Genomic DNA, 11,874 nt, shown 5'->3' with positions numbered 1-11,874 from the left:
GCGCGGCGTCCGGGTGCACGACGACCGAGTGCACGACGTCCATGCCCGAGCCGTGCCCGACCACCATCGGGGCCGTGGATTAGTCTGGTCGCATGACCTACACACTCGTGCTGCTCCGCCACGGCGAGAGCGAATGGAACGCGAAGAACCTGTTCACCGGCTGGGTCGACGTGCCGCTGTCGGAGTCCGGGAAGGCCGAGGCGACCGCCGGCGGCGAGCTGCTGGCCCGCGAGGGCGTCCTGCCCGACGTCGTCCACACCTCGCTGCTGCGCCGCGCGATCATGACCGCGAACCTGTCGCTGGACGCGGCCGACCGCCACTGGATCCCGGTGCGCCGCGACTGGCGCCTGAACGAGCGCCACTACGGCGCGCTGCAGGGCCTGGACAAGACGGAGATCCGCGAGAAGTACGGCGAGGAGCAGTTCATGGCCTGGCGCCGCTCCTACGACGTGCCGCCGCCCGAGATCGAGTTCGGCACCGAGTTCAGCCAGGACCAGGATCCCCGCTACGCGGACCTGGGCGACCAGCTCCCCCACACCGAGTGCCTCAAGGACGTCGTCGAGCGCTTCCTGCCGTACTGGGAGGAGGGCATCAAGCCCGATCTGCGCGAGGGGAAGACGGTCCTCGTCGCCGCCCACGGCAACTCGCTGCGCGCCCTCGTCAAGCACCTCGACGGCATCAGCGACGAGGAGATCGCGGGGCTGAACATCCCCACCGGTCAGCCGCTGGTCTACGAGCTCGACGAGGACTTCCGGCCCGTCGAGAAGGGCGGACGCTACCTCGACCCGGTCGCCGCGAAGGCCGCCGCCGAGGCCGTCGCCAACCAGGGCAAGAAGTGAGCAGTCCGATCGACGGCTCGCACTGAGCACGCGCGGAGCGCGGCCGAGTCGCACGCGGCGCCCATGGGGAGTTCTCCCCATGGGCGCCGCGTCGCGTGGGGCCTAGCGTGGGTGTGCGCCGCGTCATACCGGGGCGCCCATCCCACCCCTCGAAGGAGACTCCGATGCTCGATCGACGAACCCTTCTGCGCCGCGCCGGACTCGGCGCCCTCACCCTCTCCGCCATCGCCGGCGCGACGCCCGTCGCCTCCGCCGCGACCTCGAAGAACCTGCCCACGACGTGGCAGCAGCAGGAGACGGTCTACTGGTGCGGGCCGACGGCCGTGGCCATCGCCCTGAGCGCCCTCGGGGACGCGCCGTCCCCCGCCTCCCTCGCCGACGAGCTCGGCACCACGCAGGACGGCACGAACTTCGGTGCCGTCTCCCCGGTCCTGACCGCGCACTCCCCCGGCGCCGCCTACCGCGACCAGTGGATGGAGTCCACCACGGCCAGCGAGGCCGACGCCGATCTGCTGTGGGAGCGCGCGACGGCGAACGTCGACGACGGCTTCGCGACCGTGCTCAACTGGTGGGTGATGCCCGGCGAGTACCCCGACTGGGGCGGGAACACCGGCGAGATCTTCCACTTCGTCGCCGTCGACGGCTACGACCCGGACGAGCGGACCCTGCGGATCGCCGACCCCGCTGGCGCCACTCTCTCCGCCGACCTCCCGCAGCATCACCAGCTGCCCGTGCAGCAGGTCGCGACCTATTGCGCGGGCAGGGGCTACTTCTGGTGATGGACGGCCGGGGGTCGGCTCGCCCGCCCCGGCTCAGCGACGACGGCGGGTGCCGAACAGCGACCGCGTGATCTCACGGCCGAGCACCGTCCCGGCCGAACGGATGAAGGACTTCACCGCAGGGTTGCCCATGAAGCCCTCGTCCTTCGACCCGCCCTGCTTCCCGTCGTGCTTCCCCGCCTTCGGGGACGTCTCCGCCGACGCCCCCTGTCCCGTGGGAGTGGTCGGTGCGGGCGCGGTGCTCGCGTCCTCGCCGTCGGCCCCGGCGCCCTGCGCCCCGGCCTGGGCGGCCTGCTCGTCCCGCCTGCCGAGGATCTCGTAGGCCGATTCGCGGTCGACGACCTCGGTGTAGGGGGCGAGCGGGGAGGCGGCGACGATCTTCTCGAGCTCCTCGTTCGGCGCCGGCTCCATCGAGGACTCGGGGGCGCGCACCGCGGTGACGGCCACCGGGGTCGGCGCGCCCTCCTCGCTCATCACGGTCACCACGGCCTCACCGGTCTTGAGCGAGGGGATCACCTCGACGAGGTCGTAGCCGCTCGTGGGGAACGTGGATGCCGTCGCCTTGAGGGCCTTCGCATCGTCCGGCGTGTACGCGCGCAGGGCGTGCTGGACGCGGTTGCCGAGCTGCGCGAGGACGTCCCCGGGGACGTCCTTCGGGGTCTGGGTGATGAAGAAGATGCCCACACCCTTGGAGCGGATGAGGCGGACGGTCTGCACGACCTGCTCGAGGAAGGCCTTCGAGGCGTCCTTGAACAGCAGATGCGCCTCGTCGAAGAAGAACACGAGCTTGGGCTTGTCCGCGTCCCCGACCTCGGGAAGGTCCTGGTAGAGGTCCGCGAGCAGCCACATCATGAACGTCGAGAACAGGGTGGGGCGGGTGGCCACGTCGGGGAGCTCGAGGCAGGAGATGATGCCGGTGCCGTCGGAGGCGGTGCGCAGCAGGTCCTGGGTGTCGAAGGCGGGCTCGCCGAAGAAGACGTCGGCCCCGGAGTTCTCGAACTCGGTGAGCTCGCGCAGGATCACCCCGGCGGTCGCGGCGGAGACGCCGCCGATGCCCTTGAGCTCCTGCTTGCCCTCGTCGTCGGCCGTGAGGAACCGGATGAGCGCGCGCAGGTCCTTGAGGTCGAGAAGCCCCAGGCCCTTGGTGTCCGCGTAGTGGAAGATGAGCCCGAGCGAGGACTCCTGGGTGTCGTTCAGGCCCAGGGTCTTGGCCATCAGCACGGGGCCGAAGTCGCTCACTGTGGTGCGGATGGGGATGCCCGTGCCCTGCCCGCCGAGGGTGAGGATCTCGGAGGTGCCGGCGCGGGAGGTCCACTCCTGGCCGCGGGCCGCGGCGCGCGCGGTGAGCTTCTCGCTCGGCGTGCCCGGCACCGCGATGCCCGAGAGGTCGCCCTTCATGTCCGCCACGAACACCGGGGTGCCCGCGGCGGCGATCTGCTCCGCGATGACCTGCAGCGTCTTGGTCTTGCCGGTGCCCGTCGCGCCGGCGATGAGGCCGTGGCGGTTGAGCATGCCCAGCGCGAGGTTCACGGGCACCTGGGGATCGGGCTCGCCGTCGCGCACGAGGACGCCCAGATGGATCTGCGTGCCCTCGAAGCCGTAGGCGTCGCGCACAGCGGTGGCCCTCTCGTCGAGAGCGGGAGGCGTCGGGGCCGACGCGGCTGCGGGATCGGGGGCGGGGGTGGTCGCGGACTCGTCGGTCATGGATCCTCCTCGAAGCGTCATGATCGCCACGATCGTAGCCGGAGGGCACGTAGGCTTCCTGCGTGACCCGCACCGATGCGCTTGCCTCCGTCCCCGGCCGCTCCGAGACCCCTCCCGTGCCCGGAGCCCTGCCCGATGGATACCTGCCGACGGGAGTCGCCGCGGCCGGCGCACTCACCGAGGACGACGTCGCCCGCGCACTCACCGACGACGGCCGTGACGCCCTGCTCGAGCGCCTGGGCATCACCGACCAGGACCACGAGGAGCTCACGGCGCTGATCCCCCGCGCGCTCGCCGCGCCGGAGGTCCGCGCCGCGATCACCCGGACCGCGCACCTGCTGCGCGCATCGGCCGGACTCGACGCGCCCGCCGCACCGCTCGCGGACCTCGCCGCGGAGCACAACGCCCTCCAGCAGCAGATCGCCCCCGGGGAAGGGCTCATCGCGATCCTCGCCCTCGTGGTCTCCACGGACACGGTGCGCACCTGGCACGCCCAGCGCCGTCTCTCGGAGGCGCAGTCCTGGCACGTGCTCTCCGACCTCGGCCAGCAGATGCGCGTGCACCGCGCCAGCAGCCACGGCCGACTGGGCCTGCATCAGGTCCCCTGGACCGCGATGAACTGGCGAGGCCGGCTCGTCCACCTCGGACGACTGCAGTTCGACCTCCACCGCTCGGCGGCCGACGGCCGGTGGATCATCGGCGTGCACATCCCGGCGACCGGACCTCTGGACCCCGCCGCGGTCGAGGCGAGCTTCGAGGCCGCGAGCGCCTACTTCCCGGAGGCCTATCCCGATCTCGTCGCCGCCACCCCCGCGGGCGCCGCCGCCTTCGGCCGCGAGTTCGAGTGCCATTCGTGGCTCATGAACCGGGTGCTCGTGGACTCCCTGGGCGCGGACTCCAACATCGGCGCCTTCGTGGACCGCTTCGAGATCCTCGAGAACAGCCGCGACGACGACGGCGCCGCGTTCTTCGTGTTCAGCGCGCGCCCTCCGTACGATCCCGCGGCGCTGCCGCGACGCAGCCGGCTCGAGCGCGAGGTCGGCGGGCGGCTGGCCGACGGGCGGGGCTGGGAGTCGGGACGCGGGCACCTGGTGCGCTGAGCGGCGGCCCGCTCAGTTCGCGATGCGGCGCGTCCCCACCACCTGCGAGACGTGGTCGAACTCCTCGAGGACCGTGGTGCCGCGGGCCATCGACAGCGAGAACGCGCTGCGGGAGACGGCGAATCCCAGCTGGACCGCGATCACCGCGCGCTCGTAGAGCTGCGGGTCGTCGGCGGCGACGTCCGCGAGGGTCTCCGCGTCCTGGCCGATGAGCTCCTCGGCCTGCTCCGGGGTGAGCGGGCCGAGGCGCACGCGGCGCTCGAAGGCGGCGATCAGCGCCGACTGCATGTGCATGGTGCGCCCAGCGCTCACCGCATGCAGGCTCGGCTCGCGGTGCAGCACGCGCTTCTTCAGCTCGCGCAGGCCGAGGTCCGCGTCGGCCGTGCGGATGATCTGGCGCAGCACCTCGCGCAGCGCCTGCTCCGGCGTCGCCTCGGGACTGGCCGTCAGCAGGGCGCGCCACGACTCGTCGGGGCCGAGCACCGGCAGCCCCAGCACTGCGGACTCCTTCGAGGCCCAGTGGTTGAAGAAGGTGCGGGGCGAGACCCCCGCGCGCTCGGCGATCATCTCGACGGTGACGCTGTCCAGCCCGTGCTCGGCGACGAGCTCGAGCGCGGCGCGGTGCATGTCCGCGCGCGCCTGGCGCTTCTTGCGCTCACGCAACCCGCATTCGGGGACGAGCTCCGGGCCGCGCTGCGGGTCTCCGGAGGGTGTGGAGCCGGCGGTGGTGTCCGGCTCGGTGTCTGGCGCGCTGCTCACGGAGCGACCGTAGCCCACCTCACGAGAAAAGTGCAGTGACTGCAATTGTGCAGTGACTGCAATCGCAGTAGTGTTGACCGGTCGAAGCTCGATGGAGCGCTCCGGCCACTCCGCGTGCGCGGTTCTGCGCACCCGCCGTCACCGATCGCCCCTTCTGGACTCAGGAGAATTCTTGACCTCCACCACGTCATCCGCGCCCAGCACGCGCAGCGCGCCCCGCGGCGGAACCGAGCAGGCCTTCACCGGGCTCGACCGGGCCGGCAAGCTCGTCTTCGCCGGTCTCATGCTCGGCATGCTCGTCGCCTCGCTCTCCCAGACCATCGTCGGCCCGGCGATGCCCCGCATCGTCGCCGAGCTCGGCGGGCTCGACCACTACAACTGGATCGCGACCGCCGCGATGCTGGTCTCCGCCGTCGCGGTCCCCATCGTCGGCAAGCTCTCCGATCTCTACGGGCGCCGCTGGTTCTACCTCGCGGGCCTCGCGGTCTTCATGATCGGGTCGATCCTCGCGGGCATGTCCACGAACTTCTGGTTCCTGGTCTTCGCCCGCGCCGTGCAGGGCCTGGGCATGGGCACGCTGATGCCGCTGTCGCAGACCATCATCGGCGACATCATCCCGCCCCGACAGCGCGGCAAGTACCAGGGCCTGATGGGCGCCGTGTTCGGCGTCTCCTCGGTGGTCGGCCCGCTCGTCGGCGGCTCGATCACCGACAGCTTCGGCTGGCGCTGGCTGTTCTACCTCACCCTGCCCATCGGCATCCTCGCCTTCGTCTTCATCTTCAAGTTCCTGCACCTGGACCACACCGCCAAGAGCGGCAAGGTCGACATGCTGGGCATGATCACGCTGACCCCGGCGCTCGTGGTGGGTCTGCTCGCGACCACCTGGGGCGGCACCACCTACGAGTGGTCCTCGCCGGTGATCATCGGGATGTACGCGGTCGCGGCCGCACTGCTCGTGGCCTTCGTGATCATCGAGAACAAGGTCGCCGAGCCGCTGCTGCCGATGCACATGCTGTCCCGCCCGATCATCGCGCTCTCGGTCGCCGCGTCCTTCGCGATCGCCGTGGCCATGTTCGGCGCGATCATCTACATCCCCGTCTACGCGCAGGGCGTGCTGGGCGTCTCGGCCACGAACTCCGGCGCGATCCTCATCCCGCTGTCCGTCGCGATGATCCTCACCTCGATCGTCGTCGGCATCCTGATCTCCAAGCTCGGCAACTACAAGATCTTCCTGGTCGCCGGCGGGATCGTGCTGGTGGTCGGCTACTACCTGCTGCAGAACATGCAGTACGGCGACTCGCAGTGGCACCTCACGCTCGCCATGGTCGTGATCGGCCTGGGTCTGGGCCTGTGCATGCAGGTCTACACGCTCGTGGTCCAGAACGCCGTGCCGCAGCACGAGCTGGGCGTCGCCACCTCGGCCGTGCAGTTCTTCCGCAACATGGGCTCCACCATCGGCACGGCGGTGCTGGGCACCGTGATGAGCGCGCAGATGGCCACCGCCATCCAGGACAAGATCTCCGCGCTGCCGAAGGAGGATCTCGCCAAGCTCGCGCAGATGCAGTCCAGCGGCGGCGGCGTCGAGTCCTCGGACCTCGAGAGCTCCGTGCTGGACCCCTCGAAGCTCGAGAAGCTGCCCGACTTCCTCGCCGACGCGATCCGCAGCGGCATGGGCGATGCGATGCACGACGTGTTCCTCACCGCGGTGCCCTTCGTGATCGCCGCACTGCTGCTCTCGCTGTTCATCAAGCAGCTGCCGCTGCGCGACACCCTCCACGTGGCCGACGAGCCCGGCACCACGACCGGCCAGTTCGCCGCGGTGGGCGGCTCGGGTCCTCTCGCGGAGTCCTCGATCCACGACGAGGAGGAGCCGGCGCTCGCGTCCGACGCCTCGTCGGCACCGGGCAGCGAGCCCGCGCAGGCCGGATCCGAGCACACCGCCGAGGGGGCGTCCTCGGCCGCGGGGTCCACTCCCGCGCATCACCAGACGCACCGCGCCGACGGTCCCCCGCAGCACGGTCGTCACGCCGAGCGCTGATCCCGCCGCAGGCGCCGGCGCGCCGCGCATCCGAGGAGGCCCCGCACCACGAAATGGTGCGGGGCCTCCTCGCTGTCCGCTGCCTGCGATCTCCCCCGGGCTCGATCCGACACAGCACGTGGGACCATGGGCGGGTGCAGCTGAGCGACCACGTCCCGCCCCGTCTCCCGGAGATCCCCGCCCATCCCCTCGCCTCGCGCGTGCCCATGGAGCCCGACGTCGAACCCGTCGCGGCCCTGCTCGGCGCGGCCCAGGAGGCCGTGGACGCCGATGCCGCGCCGATCGACCTCGACGACCTGCGCTCGCGGATGGTGGGCCTGCGCTCCTGGTCCCGGCGGCAGGTGGTGATCGTGCCGGCGGACGCCGACGGCACGGCGCGCGCCGATGCCGCGCCGATCGCATGGATCGCCCTCGAGGACCGGGCACGCGGCCGCACCGACCTGCAGAGCGTGATCGCTCCGTTCGCTCCCGCCCGGGAGGAGCTCAGCGCCGCCCTGATCGCGTGGGCCGTCGAGGTCAGCGGCTCCTTCGCCCGCCATCGCGGCGTCGACTCCACGCAGCTGAGCATCGACATCGACGAGCGCGACGCCGATCGCGCCGTCCAGCTCGCCGCCGGGGGCCTCGAGAAGGTCCGCACCTGGCTGCACATGCGCCGCGGCGTGCTCGCCGAGGAGGCCGACTCCCTGCCGGGTCCGCGCCCGGGCGTCCGCGTGCGCCCCGTGCACCTGCACCCCTCGGGACTGCCCGTCGCCCAGGACGTGCGCAGCGTGCATCGCATGCTCGAGGAGTCCTTCGCCGACCACTTCAGCTCGTACCGCGAGTCCTTCGCCGAGTTCTCGCAGCGGCTCGTCGAGTCCCCCGAGGAGGCCGACTGGGACCTCTGGTGGATCGCGGAGATCGACCACGACGGGGACGGCACCTGGCTGCCCGCCGGCGGGCTCGTCGCCTCGATGCGCCGCGCGCACGAGACCGACCACGGCCGCGTCGGCGAGGGCACCTACCTCGACTACCTGGGGGTGCACCGATCCGCCCGCGGGCACGGCGTCGCCAAGGCGCTACTGCGGGCGGCGATCGCCGATGGGGCGCGCCGCGGCCGCGACCACGTGGACCTCGAGGTCGACGCGGACTCCCCCACCAGCGCCGACGGCCTCTACAGGTCCATGGGCTGGGAGACATTCGAGCGCACGCAGTCCTGGCACCTGGACGTGCCGCCCCACCCCTCGCGGCTCCTGGAACCCGAGACCGAGGACGAGAACGCCTGACACCTGCCCGACGACGCTCACCCGGGACCTGGCGGCGCGCGCCGCGGGTGCGCCGGGGCGCGCCGGGTGCGCAGGGGTGCGCGCCGCGAGGGCGAGGGATCCTGACCTCGGGCGGATGACGGCAACGGGCTCCTGGTGAGGAGCCACGGCACATATGCCATGGCTCCTCACCAGGAGCCCGTCCGCGACACGATCGCCGCGTCGTCCCGCCAACGGCACCGCCTCCCGAGCGGCGTGCAGCCCTCGGGAGCCATGGCGACCCGGCGGAAGATCCTGCAGGTCAGCCCGGCAGGTCCGTCACTCCCACTCGATCGTGCCCGGCGGCTTGCTGGTGACGTCGAGGGTGACGCGGTTGATCTCCGCGACCTCGTTGGTGATGCGGGTGGAGATGCGGCCGAGCACCTCGTAGGGCAGCTTGGCCCAGTCCGCGGTCATGGCGTCGTCGCTGGTCACGGGACGCAGCACGATCGGGTGGCCGTAGGTGCGGCCGTCGCCCTGGACTCCCACGGAGCGGACGTCGGCCAGGAGCACCACGGGGCACTGCCAGATCTCGCGGTCGAGGCCGGCCGCGGTCATCTCCTCGCGGGCGATGGCGTCGGCCCGGCGCAGCACGTCGAGCCGCTCCTTGGTGACCTCGCCGATGATGCGGATGCCCAGGCCGGGGCCGGGGAAGGGGTGGCGCCAGACGATCGCGTCGGGCAGGCCCAGCTCGGAGCCGACGGCCCGCACCTCGTCCTTGAACAGGGCGCGCAGGGGCTCGACGAGCTCGAAGGAGAGATCCTCGGGCAGGCCGCCCACGTTGTGGTGGCTCTTGATGTTCGCCGCGCCCTCGCCGCCGCCGGACTCGACGACGTCGGGGTAGAGCGTGCCCTGGACCAGGAACGCCTTCGCCTCGGCGTGGCCCGCCTCGTCGATGACGCCGCGCTCGCGCAGGATGTCCGCCTGGGCGCGCTCGAAGGTGCGGATGAACTCTCGGCCGATGATCTTGCGCTTCTGCTCGGGATCGGTGACCCCGGCGAGCGCGGAGAGGAACTGCTCCTCGGCGTCGACCACGATGAGCTTCGCGCCGCCGGTGGACTCCCCGAAGGCCTTCTCGATCTGCTCGGACTCGTTCAGGCGCATGAGCCCGTGGTCCACGTACACGCAGGTGAGGCGATCCCCGATGGCCTTCTGGACGAGGGCCGCGGCGACCGCGGAGTCCACGCCGCCCGAAAGCGCGCAGATCGCGGTGCCCTCGCCGATCTGGGCGCGGATCCGCTCGACCTGCTCCTCGATGACGCTGCCGGTGGTCCACTCGGGGGAGATCCCGGCGCCGCGGTAGAGGAAGTTCTCGAGGACCTCCTGGCCGCGGTCGGAATGCCCGACCTCGGGGTGCCACTGCACGCCGTAGAGGTGCTTCTCGGGGTGCTCGAAAGCGGCGACCGGGGAGGCCGAGGACGTCGCGACGACGCGGAACCCGGTGGGCGCCGCGGTCACGGAGTCGCCGTGGCTCATCCAGACGTTCTGCTCGGTGTCCTGCTCGCGCAGGAGCTCGCTCGCGGAGTCGACGGCCTCCAGGCGGGTGGCGCCGTACTCGCGCACGCCCGTCGGGGCGACGGTCCCGTCGAGCGTGGCGGCCATCGACTGGAATCCGTAGCACAGGCCGAGCACGGGCACGCCCGCCTCGAGCAGGGCGGGGTCCAGGCTCGGGGCCCCCTCGGCGTAGACCGAGGAGGGCCCGCCGGAGAGGATGATCGCGCGCGGGTCCTTGGCGAGGATGTCCGCGGTGGATGCCGTGTGCGGGACGATCTCGGAGTAGACCTGGGCCTCGCGGACGCGGCGCGCGATCAGCTGCGCGTACTGGGCGCCGAAGTCGACGACGAGGACGGGTCGGGCGTCGGTATCAGTCACCGGATCAGTCTACTTTCCGTCGGCGGGGCTCTGCCCCGGGGTGTCCGTGCCATCGGGTGCCGCCGGGCCGGCCGCGCCGGCGCCGTCCTGGCCGTCGGTGTCCTGGAGGGTGGGCCGGCGCCGCAGGTCCTCCTCCATCGAGGAGTGCAGGAACCGCTCCCCGAAGAAGGAGAGCACGGGGATGACCCCGAAGAACATGATGAGCACCATGCGCGGCAGCTTCCAGCGCATCTTGTTCCACATGTCGAAGCCGAGGATCACGTAGATCATGTAGATGACGCCGTGGATCGGCGACCAGCGGCTGCTGATCGTGGACCACAGGTCCGAGGTGGAGTTCCACCACGGGTCGCCGCCGTAGACGCCGTAGCGCATGATCATGATCCCCACGAGGATCAGCAGGGCGATGCCCTCCGCGATCGCGGCCCAGCGGAAGCGGGCGAAGGATGCGCGGGCGGTCACCTCATCGAGCGGGCGCGGAGTCGGCACCTGTCTCTCCCTCGGTTGTCGGGTCGGCCTGCGAGGGGCCGACGGTCTGGTCGGCCGGGGTGCGGTCGACGGGGCTGGCGGGCTCTGCGGGCGGGCTCTGCTGCTCCCCCGCGAGCCGGGACTGCATCTGCTCGCGCTTCTCGGCGAGCTCGTCGAGATGGGCGGTGCGCACGGACCGCCACCACAGGTAGAGGAAGAAGCCGCCGAACAGCACCCACTGCAGGGCGTAGCCGAGGTTCTGCCAGTTCAGCCCGGAGGAGAACTGGGACTCGGCCTTGGGCAGGGCGTGCAGTCCGTCCTGCGGGGACCCGACGGCGACGTACCCGGCGTACATCGGCGAGCCCCATTCGTTGATCAGCAGCGGGGTCGCGATCTCCTGGGCGACGCCGCCCTCGAGGCCGTGGCTCGCGGCCTCGCTCGCCTCGAGCCGACCGTTCACGCTCACCTCGCCCGTCGGCGGCGCAGGAGCGAGCGCCGGGTCGATCTTCCCGTCGTCCCCGGTCACCTGCTTCTCGGGGATCCAGCCGCGCGCGACGGGCAGCAGGGCGTCGTCGGAGCCGGCCGTGGTGCCGGCCCCCGAACCGGGCTTCACGTGCAGGGCGGTCACCACGATCACGGCGTCCTCGCCGTCGATGCGGCGGCCGGGCACGAGCACCTGCTGGTCGGCGTCGTAGGTGCCGCTCGCGTCGACGATGCCGCCGGCGATCTCGTTGGTGACGGCCTTGCCGGGCTCGATCACGTCGGTGATCTGGCCCAGTGTGCGGTCCTCGCCGGTCTGCTGGGTGAGCGCGCGGTGCGCGCGGTCCCACTGCCAGGTGGCCAGCAGGCCGCAGACGAGCGTCGCCACCACCATGAGGGCGAGCAGCCCCAGGAAGCGGGGACGGAGGGCGACGCGGAGCACGCGACCATGGTAGGCGGCGCCCCCGTGCGCGAGCCGGGAGCGCGGGCCCGGACGTGACGCGCGTCCCCAGGATCGCCGGTCCCTGGGATCCGAGGGAAGGTGCACCTATCCTGGTC

The 11,874-nt window shown here is 71.7% G+C and carries 10 protein-coding genes; 5 read left to right on the top strand and 5 right to left on the bottom strand.

What is annotated here, in order from left to right; translation table 11 throughout:
* Positions 1–92 precede the first annotated feature (92 nt).
* Entirely contained in the window at positions 93–839 is a 747-nt protein-coding gene (locus tag Bra3105_RS15410; protein WP_228357603.1) for a phosphoglyceromutase, read from the top strand.
* Between the two features lie 164 nt (positions 840–1,003).
* Positions 1,004–1,618, top strand: a complete 615-nt coding sequence (locus Bra3105_RS15405) for a C39 family peptidase (RefSeq protein WP_228357602.1) — start codon at positions 1,004–1,006, stop codon at positions 1,616–1,618.
* Between the two features lie 33 nt (positions 1,619–1,651).
* Here the strand turns inward: Bra3105_RS15405 and Bra3105_RS15400 are convergent, their stop codons facing one another.
* Positions 1,652–3,322 (bottom strand): helicase HerA-like domain-containing protein, encoded by a 1,671-nt coding sequence (locus tag Bra3105_RS15400; protein WP_228357601.1) that lies wholly within the window; start codon positions 3,320–3,322, stop codon positions 1,652–1,654.
* 62 nt (positions 3,323–3,384) lie between these two features.
* Here Bra3105_RS15400 and Bra3105_RS15395 point away from each other — a divergent pair, with 62 nt between their 5' ends.
* A complete protein-coding gene (locus Bra3105_RS15395; protein WP_228357600.1) occupies positions 3,385–4,422 on the top strand; it encodes an acyltransferase domain-containing protein in 1,038 nt (345 codons plus the stop codon).
* Between the two features lie 12 nt (positions 4,423–4,434).
* On the opposite strand, the gene Bra3105_RS15390 is transcribed toward Bra3105_RS15395, so the two are convergent.
* The gene (locus tag Bra3105_RS15390) at positions 4,435–5,181 is read right to left on the bottom strand and encodes a TetR/AcrR family transcriptional regulator (protein WP_228357599.1); all 747 of its coding nucleotides are present in this window, start codon (positions 5,179–5,181) and stop codon (positions 4,435–4,437) included.
* Positions 5,182–5,353: 172 nt separating this feature from the next.
* Here Bra3105_RS15390 and Bra3105_RS15385 point away from each other — a divergent pair, with 172 nt between their 5' ends.
* Together Bra3105_RS15385 and Bra3105_RS15380 are read left to right on the top strand one after the other, a co-directional pair.
* Complete coding sequence (locus Bra3105_RS15385; RefSeq protein WP_267061848.1) at positions 5,354–7,219, top strand: MDR family MFS transporter; 1,866 nt, start codon at positions 5,354–5,356, stop codon at positions 7,217–7,219.
* A gap of 134 nt (positions 7,220–7,353) precedes the next feature.
* Positions 7,354–8,481, top strand: a complete 1,128-nt coding sequence (locus Bra3105_RS15380) for a GNAT family N-acetyltransferase (protein ID WP_228357598.1) — start codon at positions 7,354–7,356, stop codon at positions 8,479–8,481.
* Between the two features lie 297 nt (positions 8,482–8,778).
* Here Bra3105_RS15380 and guaA read toward each other — a convergent pair whose 3' ends face one another.
* Genes guaA through Bra3105_RS15365 form a run of 3 tightly spaced genes read right to left on the bottom strand, consistent with a single transcriptional unit; the run spans position 8,779 to position 11,758 of the window.
* Positions 8,779–10,371 carry a glutamine-hydrolyzing GMP synthase gene (guaA, locus tag Bra3105_RS15375; protein ID WP_228357597.1) on the bottom strand — a complete coding sequence of 531 codons (1,593 nt, stop codon included), beginning with the start codon at positions 10,369–10,371 and terminating at the stop codon, positions 8,779–8,781.
* 9 nt (positions 10,372–10,380) lie between these two features.
* Positions 10,381–10,830, bottom strand: coding sequence for a DUF3817 domain-containing protein (locus Bra3105_RS15370; protein WP_228357596.1), 450 nt, complete (start codon positions 10,828–10,830; stop codon positions 10,381–10,383).
* A 1-nt stretch (position 10,831) separates the two neighbouring features.
* Positions 10,832–11,758 carry an SURF1 family protein gene (locus Bra3105_RS15365; RefSeq protein WP_228357595.1) on the bottom strand — a complete coding sequence of 309 codons (927 nt, stop codon included), beginning with the start codon at positions 11,756–11,758 and terminating at the stop codon, positions 10,832–10,834.
* Positions 11,759–11,874: the final 116 nt, after the last annotated feature.

This window comes from Brachybacterium halotolerans subsp. kimchii (assembly GCF_020792675.1).
In the GTDB taxonomy this organism is placed as follows: Bacteria; Actinomycetota; Actinomycetes; order Actinomycetales; family Dermabacteraceae; genus Brachybacterium; species Brachybacterium halotolerans.
This window is presented reverse-complemented; position numbering and strand designations above follow the sequence as displayed.

Coding starts and splice junctions, on each gene's coding strand:
- Bra3105_RS15410 (WP_228357603.1), top strand. CDS start 93: ATGACCTACACACTCGTGCTGCTCCGCCACGGCGAGAGCGAATGGAAC.
- Bra3105_RS15400 (WP_228357601.1), bottom strand. CDS start 3,322: ATGACCGACGAGTCCGCGACCACCCCCGCCCCCGATCCCGCAGCCGCG.
- Bra3105_RS15405 (WP_228357602.1), top strand. CDS start 1,004: ATGCTCGATCGACGAACCCTTCTGCGCCGCGCCGGACTCGGCGCCCTC.